The organism is Streptomyces sp. NPDC005263, from assembly GCF_042872365.1.
Classification (GTDB): domain Bacteria; phylum Actinomycetota; class Actinomycetes; order Streptomycetales; family Streptomycetaceae; genus Streptomyces.
The window spans coordinates 1,188,785-1,206,818 of sequence record NZ_JBIAKJ010000002.1; the positions used below are offsets into that span (position 1 = coordinate 1,188,785).

An 18,034-nucleotide genomic window follows, 5' to 3' on the forward strand; every position below is an offset into this window, starting at 1 on the left:
CCCGGTACGCTCACCGCCGTGCCACACCCTGATCAGCCCCGAACCACCCAGAAGGGCGCACCCGTGACATATCTGGGACCGCCCCGCCCGGTCCAGGTCTCCGCCACACCCCTCGCGGAGCTCGCCGATCAACTGGGTGCCGACATGCCGGCCGGCCCGGCCGACGCCGAGGTCACGGGCATCACCCACGACTCGCGCGCGGTGCGCCCCGGCGACCTGTACGCCGCCCTCCCGGGCGCCCGTCTGCACGGCGCCGACTTCGTCACCCAGGCCGACGGCCTCGGCGCGGTCGCCGTGCTGACCGACCCGACGGGCGCCGAGCGGGCCGCCGCCACCGGACTGCCGGTGCTGGTCGTCGCGGACCCGCGTGCGCTGATGGGCGAACTGGCGGCCACGATCTACGGCCACCCGGGCCGCGATCTGCTGCAGATCGGCATCACCGGCACCTCCGGCAAGACCACCACCGCCTACCTCGTCGAGGGCGGCCTTCGGGCGGCCTGGACCACCGGCGAGAGGGGACGGCGCGAGGCGTCGTCGGCGGAGGGCGGTGGAGAGCACCGGGTGGGTCTGATCGGCACCGTCGAGACGCGGATCGGCGACGAGCGCATCAAGTCCGAGCGCACCACCCCCGAAGCCACCGATCTCCAAGCCCTGTTCGCGGTCATGCGCGAGCGGGGCGTCGAGGCGGTCGCGATGGAGGTCTCCAGCCACGCCCTGGTTCTGGGGCGGGTCGACGGCTGTGTCTTCGACCTCGGTGTCTTCACCAACCTGAGCCCGGAACACATGGAGTTCCACTCCGGCATGGAGGACTACTTCCAGGCCAAGGCGCGGCTGTTCACGCCGAAACGCAGCAGGCTCGGCGTGGTCAACTTCGACGACGAGTACGGGCGCAGGCTGATCAAGGAAGCCACCGTCCCGGTCGTCACCTTCTCCGCCGAGGGCCACCCGGACGCCGACTGGCGTGCCGAGGACGTCGAAGTCGGGCCCCTGGACTCGACGTTCACCGCGATCGGCCCCAAGGAGGAGCGGATCACCGCCCGCTCGCCGCTCGCCGGGCCGTTCAACGTGGCCAACACCCTCGCCGCGATCGCCACCCTGGCCGCCGCCGGCCTCGACCCGCAGACCGCCGCCGACGGCATCGCCGCCGTGCCGGGCGTACCGGGCCGCCTGGAGCGGGTGGACGTCGGGCAGCCGTATCTCGCGGTCGTCGACTACGCCCACAAGACCGACGCCGTCGAATCCGTGCTGCGCGCCCTGCGCAAGGTCACCGAGGGGCAGCTGCACGTGGTGCTCGGCTGCGGCGGCGACCGGGACACGACCAAGCGGATGCCGATGGGCGCCGCCGTGGCCCGGCACGCCGACACGGCGGTGCTGACCTCCGACAACCCCCGCTCCGAGGACCCCCTCGCGATCCTCGCGACCATGCTCCAGGGCGCGGCCTCCGTACCGGCACACGAACGCGGCGAGGTCCAGGTCTTCGAGGACCGGGCAGCCGCGATCGCCGCCGCGGTGTCCCGCGCGCGGCCCGGGGACACCGTGCTGGTCGCGGGCAAGGGGCACGAGCAGGGCCAGGACATCGCCGGCGTGGTCCGTCCCTTCGACGACCGCCAGGTGCTTCGCGAAGCTATCCAGAAGACCCAGGGATGAACTTGTGATCGCCCTCTCCCTCGCCGAGATCGCAGCAGTCGTCGGCGGGCAGACGCACGACATACCGGACCCGTCCGTCGAGGTCACCGGAGCGGTGGTCCGTGACTCCCGTGAGGTGGAGCCGGGCAGCCTCTTCGTCGCCTTCGCGGGCGAGCGGGTGGACGGCCACGACTTCGCACCCGCGGTCGTCGAAGCGGGCGCGGTCGCCGTACTGGCGTCCCGCCCCGTCGGCGTACCCGCGATCGTCGTCGACGACGTCCAGACGGCACTCGGCGCCCTCGCGCGTCATGTCGTACGACGGCTCGGCGCGACCCTGGTCGCGCTGACCGGTTCCGCGGGCAAGACCAGCACCAAGGACCTCATCGCCCAGGTGCTCCAGCGCGAGGCGCCCACGGTGTGGACGCCGGGCTCGCTCAACAACGAGATCGGGCTGCCGCTGACCGCCCTGTCCGCCACCGAGGACACCAGGTTCCTGGTGCTGGAGATGGGCGCCCGCGGCATCGGCCACATCCGCTACCTCGCCGGCCTGACCCCGCCGAAGGTCGGCCTCGTCCTCAACGTCGGCACCGCGCACATCGGGGAGTTCGGCGGCCGCGAGCAGATCGCGCAGGCCAAGGGCGAACTCGTCGAGAGCCTGCCGGAGGACGGCACCGCGGTCCTCAACGCCGACGATCCACTCGTACGGGCCATGGCGTCCCGTACGAAGGCGAAGGTGATCCTTTTCGGAGAGTCCGGCGAAGCGGACGTACGCGCCGAGAACGTGCGACTCACGGACAACGGACAGCCCGCCTTCAGGCTTCACACACCCTCCGGTGCAAGCGATGTGACTATGCGCCTGTACGGTGAGCACCACGTGTCGAACGCGCTCGCCGCGGCCGCCGTCGCCCACGTCCTGGGCATGTCCGTAGCTGAGATCGCCACCGCGCTCTCCGAGGCGGGCTCCCTCTCCCGCTGGCGTATGGAGGTCACCGAGCGCCCGGACGGCGTGACGATCGTCAACGACGCCTACAACGCGAACCCCGAGTCCATGCGAGCCGCCCTGCGTGCGCTCGCCGCAATGGGCAAAGCCTCACAGGCAAAGGGGGGCCGGACCTGGGCGGTGCTCGGCAAGATGGCCGAGCTCGGGGACGAGGCGCTCGCCGAGCACGACGCGGTCGGACGGCTGGCCGTCCGGCTCAATGTCGGCAAGCTCGTCGCGGTCGGGGGCAGGGAAGCGTCCTGGCTGCAACTGGGCGCATATAACGAGGGTTCGTGGGGTGAGGAGTCGGTGCACGTGTCCGACGCACAGGCGGCGATCGACCTGTTGCGCAGCGAGTTGCGCCCAGGAGACGTCGTACTCGTGAAGGCGTCCCGGTCGGTCGGGCTCGAGAGCGTGGCGCAGGCGCTCGTCGAGACCGGTGCCGAGGGTGAGGTTTCCGCCCGATGATGAAGCAGATCCTGTTCGCAGGAGTCATTGGCCTCTTCTTGACCTTGGTCGGCACCCCGCTGCTGATCAAGCTCCTTGCCCGCAAGGGGTACGGGCAGTACATCCGCGACGACGGCCCGCGCACGCACGGCAGCAAGCGCGGTACGCCGACCATGGGCGGTATCGCCTTCATCCTGGCGACGGTCGCCGCGTACTTCCTGTCCAAGGTGTTCACCGGCCTCGGGGAGGCCAAGACGCCCCCTCCGACCTTCTCGGGTGTCCTGGTCCTCGCCTTGATGGTCGGCATGGGCATGGTCGGTTTCCTCGACGACTACATCAAGATCGTCAAGCGGCGTTCGCTCGGTCTGCGGGCCAAGGCGAAGATGGCCGGCCAGCTGATCGTCGGCATCAGCTTCGCGGTGCTCTCGCTCCAGTTCGCGGACTCCCGGGGACAGACGCCGGCCTCCACCAAGCTGTCCTTCATCACGGACTTCGGCTGGACGATCGGCCCCGTGCTGTTCGTGGTCTGGGCGCTGTTCATGATCCTCGCGATGTCGAACGGCGTGAACCTGACGGACGGCCTCGACGGCCTGGCCACCGGCGCCTCCGTGCTCGTCTTCGGCGCCTACACGTTCATCGGTGTCTGGCAGTACCAGGAGTCCTGCGCCAACGGCGAGACCCTGACGAACCCGGGCGCCTGTTACGAGGTGCGTGATCCGCTCGACCTCGCGGTCGTCGCCTCCGCGCTGATGGGCGCCTGCCTCGGCTTCCTGTGGTGGAACACCTCGCCCGCCAAGATCTTCATGGGGGACACCGGTTCGCTCGCGCTCGGCGGTGTGCTCGCCGGCCTCGCGATCTGCTCCCGCACCGAGCTGCTGCTCGCCCTGCTGGGCGGCCTGTTCGTGCTCATCACCATGTCGGTCGTCATCCAGGTCGGCTCGTTCCGCCTCACCGGCAAGCGGGTCTTCCGTATGGCGCCACTCCAGCACCACTTCGAACTAAAGGGGTGGTCCGAAGTCCTTGTCGTGGTCCGCTTCTGGATCATTCAGGGCATCTGTGTGATTGTCGGACTGGGCCTCTTCTACGCGGGATGGGCGGCGGAAAAGTGACCGACTGGCAGGGGAAACGCGTCACCGTCGCCGGACTCGGCGTCTCCGGCATCCCGGCGGCCAAGGTGCTGCACGGATTCGGCGCCGTCGTCACGGTCGTCAACGACGGCGACGACGAGCGGGCCCGTGCCCAGGCCGCCGAACTGGAGGCCCTGGGCATCACGGTGCGCCTCGGCGACGGCGCGACCCTGCCGCAGGGCACCGAACTCATCGTCACCACACCCGGCTGGAAGCCGGACAAGCCGCTGTTCGCGGCCGCCGCGCAGGCCGGGGTCCCGGTGTGGGGCGACGTCGAACTCGCCTGGCGGCTGCGCGGCCGGGAAGGACGGCCGGCAGCTCCGTGGCTCGCGGTCACCGGCACCAACGGCAAGACGAGCACCGTCCAGATGCTCGCCTCGATCCTCAAGGCGGCGGGCCTGCGCACGGCAGCCGTCGGCAACATCGGCGTCTCGTTGCTGGACGCGGTGCTCGGCGAGGAGCAGTACGACGTCCTCGCCGTGGAGCTGTCGAGCTACCAGCTCCACTGGGCACCCTCCCTGCGCGCCCATTCCGCCGCCGTCCTGAACCTGGCCCCCGACCACCTCGACTGGCACGGCTCCATGGAGGCGTACGCCGCCGACAAGGGCCGCATCTACGAGGGCAATCAGGTCGCCTGCGTCTACAACGTCGCCGACAAGGCCACCGAGGACCTGGTGCGCGAGGCCGACGTCGAGGAGGGCTGCCGAGCCGTCGGCTTCACCCTCGGCACGCCCGGCCCCTCCCAACTCGGTGTGGTGGAGGGCATCCTGGTCGACCGGGCCTTCGTGGAGAACCGGCAGAAGAACGCCCAGGAGCTGGCGGAGATCTCCGACGTCAACCCGCCGGTCCCGCACAACATCGCCAACGCCCTCGCGGCGGCCGCTCTCGCGCGTGCCTACGGGGTGCCCGCCGCGGCCGTACGGGACGGCCTGCGGGCCTTCACCCCGGACGCCCACCGCATCGCGCACGTCGCCGACGTGGCCGGGGTCACGTACATCGACGACTCCAAGGCCACCAACACCCACGCGGCAGAAGCCTCGTTGGCGGCGTACGAGTCGATCGTCTGGATCGCCGGCGGGCTGGCCAAGGGCGCGTCCTTCGACGAGCTGGTCGCCAGGTCGGCACGGCGACTTCGCGCGGTCGTCCTGATCGGCGCGGACCGCGCCCTCATCCGCGAAGCCCTCGCGCGACACGCGCCGGAAGTACCCGTCGTCGACCTCGACCGGACCGACACTGGGGCGATGCTCCAGGCAGTCCAGGAGGCGCAGCGGCTCGCGGTCGAGGGCGACACGGTTCTGCTGGCCCCGGCCTGTGCCTCCATGGACATGTTCGCCAACTACAACAAGCGCGGTGACGCGTTCGCGGAGGCGGTTCGCGAGCTCGGCGCCGAGGGCACCAGACACCCCCTATGACCCGGCCGCCCGCCGGGCGACCCTGGGAGGGACGCGTGGGACTCGCGAACCCCGCCACGCACACGTGGCGGACGTACAGCAAGGACGCCGATGTCCGGTAGCCGTACCGGGCGGCCGCCCGTGCAGCGGAGGGTGACGCGGCCCGCCGCTCCCCGTACGGTGCGCGAGAACCCGCTCCTCAGTCTGTACACGCGGGCCCGCCGCGCCTGGGACCGGCCGCTCACCGCGTACTACCTGATCCTCGGCGGCAGTCTGCTGATCACCGTGCTCGGTCTGGTGATGGTCTACTCGGCCTCCCAGATCACGGCGCTGCAGATGTCCCTGCCGGGCTCCTACTTCTTCCGCAAACAGCTCCTGGCGGCCGTGATGGGCGGTGTGCTGCTGCTGATCGCCTCCCGGATGCCGGTGAAGCTGCACCGGGCACTCGCCTACCCGATACTGGCGGGCGCCGTCTTCCTGATGGCCCTGGTGCAGGTGCCGGGGATAGGGATGTCGGTCAACGGCAACCAGAACTGGATCTCGCTCGGCGGCTCCTTCCAGATCCAGCCCAGCGAGTTCGGCAAGCTCGCCCTGGTGCTGTGGGGCGCCGACCTGATGGCCCGCAAGCAGGACAGGAAGCTGCTGTCCCAGTGGAAGCACATGCTGGTGCCGCTCGTGCCGGTCGCCTTCATGCTGCTCGGACTGATCATGCTCGGCGGTGACATGGGTACGGCGATCATCCTGACCGCGATCCTGTTCGGCGTGCTGTGGCTGGCGGGCGCCCCGACCCGGCTGTTCGTCGGGGTGCTGTCGGTCGCCGCCACCCTCGGTGTGATCCTCATCAAGACCAGCCCCAACCGGATGGCCCGGCTCCAGTGCATCGGGGCCACCGAACCGAAGTCCGGAGTGGCCGACTGCTGGCAGGCCGTGCACGGCATCTACGCCCTGGCCAGCGGCGGGCTGTTCGGGTCCGGGCTGGGGGCGAGTGTGGAGAAATGGGGGCAACTCCCGGAAGCGCACACGGACTTCATCTTCGCCGTGACCGGTGAGGAACTGGGCCTGGCGGGGACGCTGTCGGTGCTCGCCCTCTTCGCGGCTCTAGGCTATGCGGGTATCCGCGTGGCCGGACGCACGGAGGACCCCTTCGTGAGGTATGCCGCGGGAGGTGTGACCACCTGGATCACCGCGCAGGCGGTGATCAACATCGGTGCGGTGCTCGGCCTGCTGCCGATCGCCGGTGTCCCCCTGCCGCTGTTCTCGTACGGGGGGTCCGCCCTGCTGCCGACCATGTTCGCCATCGGGCTCCTGATCGCCTTCGCGCGTGAGGACCCCGCTGCGCGGATGGCGCTTTCCATGCGGCAGAGCCGCTTTGGTAGAAAGCGCGCGGGGGGCCCTGTGCGGGGGCCTCGGAGATGGAACACGATGCGACGGCGTGCCTCGGCGGCGCGCTCGTCCGGAGAGCGGTGAATTTCGGTGCATGTCGTACTCGCCGGTGGGGGGACCGCCGGCCACATCGAGCCCGCGCTCGCCCTCGCGGACGCCCTGCGCAGGCAGGACCCGACCGTGGGGATCACGGCCCTGGGCACGGAGCGCGGCCTGGAGACCCGGCTCGTACCGGAGCGGGGCTACGACCTCGCGCTCATCCCCGCGGTGCCGCTGCCACGCAAGCCCACCCCTGAGCTGATCACCGTCCCGGGCCGGCTGCGCGGCACGATCAAGGCCGCCGAGCAGATCCTGGAGCGCACCAGGGCGGACGCCGTCGTCGGCTTCGGCGGCTACGTGGCGCTGCCCGGCTATCTCGCCGCCAAGCGCCTGGGGGTGCCGATCATCATCCACGAGGCGAACGCCCGGCCCGGCCTCGCCAACAAGATCGGCTCCCGGTACGCCGTCAAGGTCGCCGTCTCCACCCCCGACAGCAAGCTGCGGGACGCCCGCTACATCGGCATCCCGCTGCGCCGGGCCATCGCCACCCTCGACCGGGCGGCCGTGCGCCCCGAGGCCCGCGCCGCCTTCGGGCTCGACCCGAACCTGCCGACGCTGCTGGTCTCCGGCGGTTCGCAGGGCGCCCGCCGCCTCAACGAGGTGGTCCAGCAGGTCGCGCCCTGGCTCCAGCAGGCCGGAATCCAGGTCCTGCACGCGGTCGGCCCGAAGAACGAACTGCCGCAGGTGCAGCAGATGCCTGGGATGCCCCCGTACATCCCGGTACCGTACGTGGACCGGATGGACCTCGCGTACGCCGCTGCCGACATGATGCTGTGCCGCGCGGGCGCGATGACCGTCGCCGAACTCTCCGCCGTCGGGCTCCCGGCCGCCTATGTCCCGCTGCCCATCGGCAACGGCGAACAGCGGCTGAACGCCCAGCCGGTGGTCAAGGCCGGCGGCGGACTGCTGGTCGACGACGCGGAACTGACCCCCCAGTGGGTCCAGCAGAACGTGCTGCCCGTGCTCGCCGACCCGCACCGGCTGTACCAGATGTCCCGCGCCGCCGCCGAGTTCGGCCGCCGGGACGCCGACGACCTGCTCGTGGGCATGGTGTACGAGGCGATCAACGCCAGTCGTGCACGCCGCTAGGCACGTATGAGGGAAGGCAGGGAGCGTGGCCGGATCGACGACCGCCGAGCGCGGTGAACGCCAGCAGAAGTCGTCCGGCCCGCCGCCCGTCCGGAGGTTCACGCCGCCCCGCCTTCGTATGATCATCATTCTCGCTCTCGCGCTGGTCCTCCTCGGTGCGGGCACCGTCTGGCTGTTGTACGGCTCGCAGTGGCTGCGAGCGGAAGAGGTGTCCGTCTCCGGGACCCGGGTGCTGACCCCCGCGCAGGTGCGCGAGGCGGCCGACGTACCGGTCGGGGAGCCGTTGATTTCCGTCGACACCGACGCGATTGAGGCACGACTGCGCCGGAAATTGCCCCGAATTGACGCGGTTGAGGCAGTGCGTTCCTGGCCCCATGAAATCCGGCTGAACGTGACTGAGCGCACTCCGGTTCTCCTTGTCCAAAAGGGTCGAAACTTCGTCGAAGTGGACGAAGAAGGCGTCCGATTCGCCACCGTTCCGCAGGCTCCGAAGGGTGTCCCGGTACTCGAATTGACGCTCTCTCAGCCGGGTTCACGCGCCGCGAGCCTGCGCCGCTTCGGCGAGGGGCGGCTGGTGCGCGAGGCGGTCCGGGTCGCCGGCGCGCTTCCGGACGCCGTCGCCCGCGACACCCGAACCGTCAAGGTGCTGTCGTACGACGACATCTCGTTGGACCTGGGCGGCGGTCGCACCGTCGCGTGGGGTAGCGGAGAGCAGGGTTCCGTCAAGGCCCGTACGCTCACAGCTCTCATGAAAGCCACCCCCGGCGCGCGGCACTTCGATGTCAGCGCCCCCACCGCGCCTGCGTCATCGGGGAGTTGACGCACATCCGCGCAGGCCAGCACCCTGGTTGGGCAGCGCTACGCCTGATCACATAGGGTGAAAAGAAAAACGGGAGGTTCGGCGTGTTCGTTGAACGCGCGCCACTTGTCGACTTAGTGTCCTGTTCAGAAGACTCCAGGGAACAGACACACTGGTAACCCTAAACTTCAGCGTTAGGGTTCGGGTCGGCGTTATGGACCGTCCCATTCGGCATCTGTCGTCGGACCACGGGTTCACACCCGTGAGGCGGCGACAACGTAATTCGAGGCGAGAGGCCTTCGACGTGGCAGCACCGCAGAACTACCTCGCAGTCATCAAGGTCATCGGTGTCGGCGGCGGTGGTGTCAATGCCATCAACCGGATGATCGAAGTCGGTCTCAAGGGTGTCGAGTTCATCGCCATCAACACCGACGCACAGGCGCTGTTGATGAGCGACGCCGACGTCAAGCTCGACGTCGGCCGTGAACTCACCCGAGGACTCGGCGCCGGAGCCAACCCGGCCGTCGGCCGCAAGGCCGCCGAGGATCACCGTGAGGAGATCGAGGAGGTCCTCAAGGGGGCCGACATGGTCTTCGTGACGGCCGGTGAAGGCGGTGGCACAGGCACCGGCGGCGCGCCCGTCGTGGCCAACATCGCCCGCACGCTCGGCGCCCTCACCATCGGCGTGGTCACGCGCCCGTTCACCTTCGAGGGACGGCGCCGCGCGAACCAGGCCGAGGACGGCATCGCCGAACTCCGCGAAGAGGTCGACACCCTCATCGTCATCCCGAACGACCGGCTGCTGTCCATCTCGGACCGCCAGGTCTCCGTCCTCGACGCGTTCAAGTCGGCGGACCAGGTCCTGCTCTCCGGTGTTCAGGGCATCACCGACCTCATCACCACCCCCGGCCTGATCAACCTCGACTTCGCCGACGTGAAGTCGGTCATGTCCGAGGCCGGTTCGGCCCTCATGGGCATCGGCTCGGCCCGCGGCGACGACCGCGCGGTGGCGGCGGCCGAGATGGCGATCTCCTCGCCGCTGCTGGAAGCCTCCATCGACGGCGCCAGGGGCGTGCTGCTGTCCATCTCCGGCGGCAGCGACCTCGGTCTCTTCGAGATCAACGAGGCGGCCCAGCTGGTCAGCGAGGCGGCCCACCCCGAGGCCAACATCATCTTCGGCGCGGTCATCGACGACGCGCTCGGCGACGAGGTGCGAGTCACCGTGATCGCGGCCGGCTTCGACGGCGGCCAGCCGCCGGCCCGCCGGGAGAATGTCCTCGGCTCGGCGTCGTCCTCCTCGTCCGCCCCGGCCCGCCGGGACGAGGCCACTCCGGTCCGGCAGGAGAGCCGTCCGAGCTTCGGCTCGCTCGGCAGCGTCATGCCGAAGGAGGAGCCGGAGCCCGTTCCGGAGCCGGTGGCCGACATCCAGGTCTCCCCGCCGGTTCCGCCGTCCCGGTCCTACACGGACAGCGCGGCCGAGGAACTGGACGTACCGGACTTCCTCAAGTGATCATCCTGACGTGATAAGACAGCGCGACACCGTGAGCGGCGCGCACTTCGCCTTCACCGACAGGTGGGGCGGGGTGAGCGCCGTTCCGTACGAGGAGCTCAACCTCGGCCCGGCGGTCGGCGACGACCTCGAGGCCGTACGGACCAACCGTGCCCTGGCCGCCAAGTCCCTCGGCCTCGACCCCGCCCAGGTGGTCTGGATGAACCAGGTGCACGGGACGGACGTCCGGGTGGTCGACGGACCCGAGGGCTCCGCTCCAGCGGTCCCCACGGTCGACGCGGTCGTCACCGCCCGGCGAGGCGTGGCCCTCGCCGTACTCACGGCCGACTGCACACCCGTCCTGCTCGCCGACCCGGTCGCCCAGGTGGCCGCCGCCGTCCACGCGGGTCGTCCCGGGATGGTCGCCGGCGTCGTCCCGGCGGCCGTCCGGGCCATGATCGACATCGGCGCCGAACCGTCCCGGATCGTCGCCCGCACCGGACCCGCCGTCTGCGGCCGGTGCTACGAGGTGCCCGAGGAGATGCGGGCCGAGGTCGCCGCCGTCGAACCGGCGGCGCACGCGGAGACGAGCTGGGGCACACCGGCGGTGGACGTGACCGCCGGAGTGCACGCGCAACTCGAACGGCTCGGGGTGCGCGACCGGGAGCAGTCGCCGGTGTGCACGCTGGAGTCGGGGGACCATTTCTCGTATCGCCGCGACCGGACCACGGGACGGCTCGCGAGCTATGTCTGGCTGGACTGATGGTGCATGAGGGAACGTAAGGACGAACTCGCCGCGAATCTGGCGAATGTGGAGGAGCGCATCGCCGCCGCGTGCGCGACCGCCGGGCGGGAGCGTGCGGAGGTGACCCTGATCGTGGTCACCAAGACGTATCCCGCGAGCGATGTGCGGATGCTGTCGGAGCTCGGCGTGCGGCACGTGGCCGAGAACCGTGACCAGGACGCGGCACCCAAGGCTGCCGAATGTGCGGATCTGCCGCTTTCCTGGCATTTCGTAGGCCAGTTGCAAACCAACAAAGTGCGATCCGTGGTCGGTTACGCGGATCTCGTGCAGTCCGTCGATCGTTCCAAGCTGGTGACGGCCCTGTCCAAGGAGGCCGTACGGGCCGGGCGTGAGGTGGGCTGTCTGATTCAGGTCGCCCTCGACGCGGGGGAGAACGAACGAGGGGAGCGAGGTGGTGTGGCGCCGGGCGGGATCGCGGAGTTGGCCGACCTCCTCGCCGGGGCCCCGGGTCTGCGGCTCGACGGACTGATGACCGTCGCGCCGCTCACCGGGGAGTTCGCCGGGCGTCAACAGGCGGCATTCGAGCGGTTGATGTATTTGTCGACTGACCTGCGCCGAGCCCATCCTGCTGCCACCATGGTCTCGGCAGGGATGAGTGCGGATCTCGAAGAGGCCGTGATGGCCGGAGCGACACATGTACGCGTTGGCACCTCGGTACTCGGAGTCCGCCCCAGGCTCGGGTAACGTCGCCAAGAAGTCGGACCACAGCAGAAAATATGGTCATTACCGCTGGAAAGCGGGCATAACGACCTCGTGGATCGCGGGCACTTGGCAGTAGTCAGTCGATCCACCACAGAGCGGAGGACTCAGAGCATGGCCGGCGCGATGCGCAAGATGGCGGTCTACCTCGGCCTCGTGGAGGACGATGGGTACGACGGTCGCGGATTTGATCCCGATGACGACTTCGAACCCGAACTGGACCCGGAGCCCGAGCGGGACCGTCGACGGCATGAGCCGTCACACCAGTCGCATGGCTCGCACCAGCCCCACCAGGCGCTTCAGCCTGAAAGGGATGAATCGGTACGAGTGGTACAACCTTCGGCGCCGCGTGAGCCGGTGCCCCGACCCGCTTCGCTAGCCGCGGAATCCGGGCGCCCGGCGCGTATCGCGCCCGTGGCATCCATCACACAAGAACGCGCAAGTCTGGAGAAGAACGCACCGGTGATCATGCCCAAGGTCGTGTCCGAACGAGAGCCTTACCGGATCACCACACTTCACCCTCGAACCTACAACGAGGCCCGTACCATCGGGGAACACTTCCGTGAAGGCACCCCGGTGATCATGAATCTGACCGAGATGGATGACACGGACGCGAAGCGACTTGTCGACTTTGCGGCCGGTTTGGTGTTTGGTCTTCACGGCAGCATCGAGCGGGTGACGCAGAAGGTGTTCCTGTTGTCGCCTGCTAACGTCGATGTCACGGCGGAGGACAAGGCCCGCATCGCAGAGGGCGGGTTCTTCAACCAGAGCTGAGACGCACGACCGGAAACCGCGGTACCAGCAGTACCCAGCAGCATGGAAACAGGGGAGAGGGAAGCACCAGTAATGAGCGTGGTCCTGGATGTCATCTACATCGCGCTGATGTGCTTCCTCATCGTGCTCATCTTCCGGTTGGTCATGGACTACGTCTTCCAGTTCGCCCGCTCATGGCAGCCCGGCAAGGCGATGGTGGTCGTTCTGGAGGCCACCTACACTGTCACTGATCCACCGCTCAAGCTTCTACGGCGGGTCATACCGCCGTTGCGTCTCGGGGGCGTGGCGCTCGACCTGTCCTTCTTCGTACTGATGATCATCGTCTACATCCTGATCTCCGTCGTGAGCCGGCTGTGAACGATACGGTCTTGCCGAATGCCGACGACTACGTTGAGGTGAAGAGATGCCGTTGACCCCCGAGGACGTGCGGAACAAGCAGTTCACGACCGTCCGCCTCCGAGAAGGCTATGACGAGGACGAGGTCGATGCCTTCCTCGACGAGGTTGAAGCCGAACTGACCCGACTGCTCCGCGAGAACGAGGACCTGCGCGCCAAGTTGGCCGCGGCGACGCGCGCTGCTGCCCAGAACCAGCAGAACATGCGCAAGCCTCCGGAACCGCCGCAGGATCAGCAGCAGCAGCAACAGCAACAGGGCATGCAGCCTCAGCAGGGAATGCCGCAGCAGGGTATGCCGCAGCAGGGCATGCGAGGTCCCGGCGCTCCGGTCCCGGCCGGCATATCGGGCCCGCCGCAGCAGCAGATGGGTGGCCCCATGGGTGGCCCGCCCCAGCTGCCGAGCGGTGCGCCGCAGCTGCCCGCCGGTTCCGGCGGTGGCCAGGGCGGCCCGCAGGGTCCCGGTCCGATGGGCCAGGGGCCGATGGGTCAGGGGCCGATGGGTCAGGGCCCCATGGGTCAGGGTCCGATGGGTGGCCAGCCCCCCATGCAGCAGCAGATGGGCGGCCCGATGGGTGGCCCCATGGGCGGCCCGATGGGTGGCCCCGGTCAGGGCCCCGGTGGCGACAGCGCCGCCCGTGTCCTCTCGCTGGCCCAGCAGACCGCCGACCAGGCGATCGCCGAGGCTCGCTCCGAGGCCAACAAGATCGTCGGCGAGGCGCGTTCGCGTGCCGAGGGTCTTGAGCGTGACGCCCGTGCCAAGGCCGACGCCCTGGAGCGGGACGCGCAGGAGAAGCACCGTGTCGCGATGGGCTCCCTGGAGTCCGCCCGCGCCACGCTGGAGCGCAAGGTCGAGGACCTGCGCGGCTTCGAGCGCGAGTACCGCACGCGTCTGAAGTCGTACCTGGAGTCGCAGCTGCGTCAGCTGGAGACCCAGGCCGACGACTCGCTGGCTCCGCCGCGGGCTCCGGCTGCCGCGTCGCTGCCGCCGTCCCCGGCGCCGTCGATGGCTCCGGCCGGTGCGAGTGCCCCGTCGTACGGCGGCAACCAGACGATGGGCGGCGGACCGTCTCCGGCTCCTCCGTCCTACGGCGGCCAGCAGCAGATGTCACCGGCGATGACCCAGCCGATGGCGCCGGTGCGGCCGCAGGGCCCGTCGTCGATGGGCCAGGCTCCCTCGCCGATGCGTGGCTTCCTGATCGACGAGGACGACAACTGATGTTGGTGGGCAACTGACGGTTGGTAGTACGACGTAGATGTCGGAAGCGTTCAGAGCGGGGCCCCGGATTTCGATCCGGGGCCCCGCTCGTTTGCGCGTCTGACCGGTGGTGCCACGCACGAGGGCCCGGCCTCCCGAACGGGAGACCGGGCCCTCGCGGGTCCGATCTACGCCTTGCGCAGGCGGAACGTCAGGGTCAGGCCCTCGTCCGTGAACGGAGTGCCGTAGGTGTCGTCCGCCTCGCCCTGGGCGAAGTCCGTGCCGAGAACCTCGTCGGCGATCAGGCCGGCGTGCTCGGTCAGGGCCGCGATCACCGCCGGGTCCGTCGCCGTCCAGCGCAGGGCGATACGGTCGGCGACATCCAGGCCGCTGTTCTTGCGGGCCTCCTGGATCAGGCGGATCGCGTCACGGGCCAGGCCCGCCTGCCGCAGTGCCTCCGTGATCTCCAGGTCCAGGGCCACCGTCGCACCCGAGTCGGACGCCACCGACCAGCCCTCGCGCGGGGTCTCGGTGATGATCACCTCGTCGGGAGCCAGGGTGACCGTCTCGCCGTCGACCTCCACCGACGCGGTGCCCTCGCGCAGCGCCAGCGACAGTGCCGCCGCGTCCGCGTTCGCGATGGCCTTCGCCACGTCCTGGACGCGCTTGCCGAACCGCTTGCCCAGGGCCCGGAAGTTGGCCTTGGCCGTCGTGTCGACCAGGCTGCCGCCGACCTCGCTCAGCGACGCCAGCGTCTCCACGTTCAGCTCCTCCGTGATCTGCGTGTGCAGCTCAGGGTTCAGAGCGCCGAAGCCCGTCGCCGCGATCAGCGCCCGACTCAGCGGCTGGCGCGTCTTGACGCCGGACTCCGCGCGGGTGGCACGGCCGAGCTCCACCAGGCGGCGCACCAGGAGCATCTGCTGGGACAGCTCCGGGTCGATCGCGGTCAGGTCCGCCTCCGGCCACGCCGTCAGGTGCACCGACTCCGCGGCGCCCGGGGTGACCGGGACCACCAGGTCCTGCCAGACCCGCTCGGTGATGAACGGGGTCAGCGGGGCCATCAGCCTGGTGACCGTCTCCACGACCTCGTGCAGCGTGCGCAGCGCCGCCTTGTCGCCCTGCCAGAAGCGGCGACGGGAGCGGCGTACGTACCAGTTGGACAGGTCGTCGACGAACGCCGAGAGCAGCTTGCCGGCGCGCTGGGTGTCGTAGGCCTCCAGGGACCGGGTGACCTGGTCGGTGAGGGCGTGCAGTTCGGACAGCAGCCAGCGGTCCAGCAGCGGGCGATCCGCCGGGGCCGGGTCCGCCCCGCTGGGCGCCCAGTCGGACGTGCGCGCGTACAGGGCCTGGAAGGCGACCGTGTTCCAGTACGTCAGGAGCGTCTTGCGGACGACCTCCTGGATGGTGCCGTGGCCGACCCGGCGGGCAGCCCAGGGGGAGCCGCCGGCCGCCATGAACCAGCGGACCGCGTCCGCGCCGTGCTGGTCCATCAGCGGGATCGGCTCAAGGGTGTTGCCGAGGTGCTTGGACATCTTGCGTCCGTCCTCGGCGAGGATGTGGCCGAGGCAGACCACGTTCTCGTACGACGACTTGTCGAACACCAGCGTGCCGACCGCCATCAGTGTGTAGAACCAGCCGCGGGTCTGGTCGATGGCCTCGGAGATGAACTGCGCCGGGTAGCGCGCCTCGAACAGTTCCTTGTTCTTGTGCGGGTAGCCCCACTGCGCGAACGGCATCGAGCCCGAGTCGTACCAGGCGTCGATGACCTCCGGTACGCGGGTGGCGGTCTTCTCGCACTGCGGGCAGGCGAAGGTGACGTCGTCGATGTACGGGCGGTGGGGGTCCAGACCGGACTGGTCGGTGCCCGTCAGCTCGGTGAGCTCCGCGCGGGAGCCGACGACGGTGAGGTGGTCGTCCTCGCAGCGCCAGATCGGCAGCGGGGTGCCCCAGTAGCGGTTGCGGGACAGCGCCCAGTCGATGTTGTTGTTCAGCCAGTCGCCGTACCGGCCGTGCTTGACCGTGTCCGGGAACCAGTTGGTGTTCTCGTTCTCCTGGAGCAGGCGGTCCTTGACGGCGGTGGTGCGGATGTACCACGACGGCTGCGCGTAGTAGAGGAGCGCGGTGTGGCAGCGCCAGCAGTGCGGGTAGCTGTGCTCGTACGGGATGTGCTTGAAGAGGAGGCCGCGCTGCTGGAGGTCCTCGGTGAGCCGTTCGTCCGCCTTCTTGAAGAAGACGCCACCGACCAGGGGGACGTCCTCCTCGAAGGTGCCGTCCGGCCGGACCGGGTTCACGACCGGAAGGCCGTAGGCGCGGCAGACCTTGAGGTCGTCCTCACCGAAGGCGGGGGACTGGTGGACCAGACCCGTGCCGTCCTCGGTGGTGACGTAGTCGGCGTTCACCACGAAGTGGGCCGCTTCGGGGAACTCGACGAGCTCGAACGGACGCTGGTAGGACCAGCGCTCCATGTCGGCGCCGGTGAAGGTCTGGCCGGTGGTCTCCCAGCCCTCGCCGAGCGCCTTCTCGACGAGCTGCTCGGCGACCACGAGCTTCTCCTCGCCGTTGGTCGCGACGACGTAGGTGACCTCGGGGTGCGCGGCGACCGCCGTGTTGGAGACCAGCGTCCAGGGCGTGGTCGTCCAGACCAGGAGTGCGGCCTGGCCGGCGAGGGGGCCGGAGGTGAGCGGGAAGCGGACGTACACGGAGGGGTCCACGACCGTCTCGTAGCCCTGCGCCAGCTCGTGGTCGGACAGGCCGGTGCCGCAGCGCGGGCACCAGGGGGCGACGCGGTAGTCCTGGACCAGCAGACCCTTGCCGTAGATCTCCTTGAGCGACCACCACACCGACTCGATGTACGCCGGGTCCATCGTGCGGTAGGCGCCGTCGAGGTCGGTCCAGAAGCCCATGCGGGTCGTCAGCTCGGCGAACGCGTCGGTGTGCCGGGTCACGGACTCGCGGCACTTGGCGTTGAACTCGGCGATGCCGTACGCCTCGATGTCCTGCTTGCCGCTGAAGCCGAGCTCCTTCTCCACGGCCAGCTCGACGGGCAGACCGTGGCAGTCCCAGCCGGCCTTGCGGGCGACGTGGTAGCCGCGCATGGTGCGGAAGCGGGGGAAGACGTCCTTGAAGACGCGGGCCTCGATGTGGTGGGCGCCCGGCATGCCGTTGGCGGTGGGCGGGCCCTCGTAGAACACCCACTCGGGGCGGCCCTCGGACTGCTCCAGGCTTTTGGTGAAGATCTTCTGCTCGCGCCAGAAATCGAGCACCGCGTGCTCGAGGGCGGGCAGGTCGACCTGGGCGGGTACCTGGCGGTACGTCGGCGTTGTCATCAGCGGGCTTCCTCCGGCGGACTTGCTGCCTTCCGTCCGGAGGGACGAGAGCTGTGTCTTCCTGCGCCGCTTTCGGCGCGCTCCCGCGGTACCACCCTCCTTGGCCCTCCGGTGTGCCGTGCACGCCGGTGAGCCCCCTCATTGGGGTCGCGATGCCGGGTCTACTCGCCGCCGGTGGGGCTCTGCGGCTTTCTTCCGGCGCTCCGGGGTGATCTTCACGTCGCGCTCGCCCCCGGGCTTCCACCGTCCCCGGGTCGCTCTGGGCTGCGTACGCCGCTACTCGTCCCCATCCACGCTTTTCGCTCCGCCCAGTGTACGGCGCCGGAAGGACAGCGGCCGACCGGTTTTCCGGCGCCGTCCGGCGGGGCTCGGCGGCGCCCTCGGTGACCCGAATGGCGAGGTGCGTCTGT

At 69.6% G+C, this 18,034-nt stretch carries 14 protein-coding genes; 13 read left to right on the forward strand and 1 reads right to left on the reverse strand.

Going from position 1 to position 18,034, the window contains the following annotated elements:
- The first annotated feature begins 63 nt into the window (after positions 1–63).
- The 13 genes from ACFYRY_RS12590 (at position 64) to ACFYRY_RS12650 (ending at position 14,319) form a co-directional block, all read left to right on the forward strand.
- Entirely contained in the window at positions 64–1,647 is a 1,584-nt protein-coding gene (locus ACFYRY_RS12590; RefSeq protein ID WP_389143159.1) for a UDP-N-acetylmuramoyl-L-alanyl-D-glutamate--2,6-diaminopimelate ligase, read from the forward strand.
- Positions 1,648–1,651: 4 nt separating this feature from the next.
- The gene (gene murF, locus ACFYRY_RS12595; protein WP_389143161.1) at positions 1,652–3,073 is read left to right on the forward strand and encodes a UDP-N-acetylmuramoyl-tripeptide--D-alanyl-D-alanine ligase; all 1,422 of its coding nucleotides are present in this window, start codon (positions 1,652–1,654) and stop codon (positions 3,071–3,073) included.
- Complete coding sequence (gene mraY / locus ACFYRY_RS12600) at positions 3,073–4,161, forward strand: phospho-N-acetylmuramoyl-pentapeptide-transferase (RefSeq protein ID WP_389143761.1); 1,089 nt, start codon at positions 3,073–3,075, stop codon at positions 4,159–4,161. The genes murF and mraY overlap by 1 nt, the downstream gene beginning before the upstream one ends.
- Positions 4,143–5,591 (forward strand): UDP-N-acetylmuramoyl-L-alanine--D-glutamate ligase, encoded by a 1,449-nt coding sequence (gene murD, locus ACFYRY_RS12605; RefSeq protein ID WP_389143164.1) that lies wholly within the window; start codon positions 4,143–4,145, stop codon positions 5,589–5,591. The genes mraY and murD overlap by 19 nt, the downstream gene beginning before the upstream one ends.
- A 90-nt stretch (positions 5,592–5,681) precedes the next feature.
- The gene (ftsW, locus tag ACFYRY_RS12610; protein ID WP_389143167.1) at positions 5,682–7,037 is read left to right on the forward strand and encodes a putative lipid II flippase FtsW; all 1,356 of its coding nucleotides are present in this window, start codon (positions 5,682–5,684) and stop codon (positions 7,035–7,037) included.
- A 6-nt stretch (positions 7,038–7,043) separates the two neighbouring features.
- A complete protein-coding gene (murG, locus tag ACFYRY_RS12615; RefSeq protein ID WP_389143170.1) occupies positions 7,044–8,141 on the forward strand; it encodes an undecaprenyldiphospho-muramoylpentapeptide beta-N-acetylglucosaminyltransferase in 1,098 nt (365 codons plus the stop codon).
- Positions 8,142–8,166: 25 nt separating this feature from the next.
- A complete protein-coding gene (locus ACFYRY_RS12620; protein ID WP_389143173.1) occupies positions 8,167–8,961 on the forward strand; it encodes a cell division protein FtsQ/DivIB in 795 nt (264 codons plus the stop codon).
- 283 nt (positions 8,962–9,244) lie between these two features.
- Positions 9,245–10,450: a cell division protein FtsZ gene (gene ftsZ / locus ACFYRY_RS12625; RefSeq protein ID WP_389143176.1), complete on the forward strand. Its 1,206-nt coding sequence runs from the start codon at positions 9,245–9,247 to the stop codon at positions 10,448–10,450.
- Positions 10,451–10,460: 10 nt separating this feature from the next.
- Positions 10,461–11,192 carry a peptidoglycan editing factor PgeF gene (gene pgeF, locus ACFYRY_RS12630; RefSeq protein ID WP_389143179.1) on the forward strand — a complete coding sequence of 244 codons (732 nt, stop codon included), beginning with the start codon at positions 10,461–10,463 and terminating at the stop codon, positions 11,190–11,192.
- Between the two features lie 6 nt (positions 11,193–11,198).
- Complete coding sequence (locus ACFYRY_RS12635) at positions 11,199–11,918, forward strand: YggS family pyridoxal phosphate-dependent enzyme (protein WP_389143182.1); 720 nt, start codon at positions 11,199–11,201, stop codon at positions 11,916–11,918.
- Positions 11,919–12,047: 129 nt separating this feature from the next.
- Complete coding sequence (gene sepF / locus ACFYRY_RS12640; RefSeq protein ID WP_389143185.1) at positions 12,048–12,707, forward strand: cell division protein SepF; 660 nt, start codon at positions 12,048–12,050, stop codon at positions 12,705–12,707.
- A 72-nt stretch (positions 12,708–12,779) separates the two neighbouring features.
- Positions 12,780–13,064 carry a YggT family protein gene (locus ACFYRY_RS12645; RefSeq protein WP_266440999.1) on the forward strand — a complete coding sequence of 95 codons (285 nt, stop codon included), beginning with the start codon at positions 12,780–12,782 and terminating at the stop codon, positions 13,062–13,064.
- Positions 13,065–13,110: 46 nt separating this feature from the next.
- Complete coding sequence (locus ACFYRY_RS12650) at positions 13,111–14,319, forward strand: DivIVA domain-containing protein (protein WP_389143188.1); 1,209 nt, start codon at positions 13,111–13,113, stop codon at positions 14,317–14,319.
- Between the two features lie 167 nt (positions 14,320–14,486).
- Here the strand turns inward: ACFYRY_RS12650 and ileS are convergent, their stop codons facing one another.
- Positions 14,487–17,624, reverse strand: coding sequence for an isoleucine--tRNA ligase (ileS, locus tag ACFYRY_RS12655; RefSeq protein ID WP_389143194.1), 3,138 nt, complete (start codon positions 17,622–17,624; stop codon positions 14,487–14,489).
- Positions 17,625–18,034 lie beyond the last annotated feature (410 nt).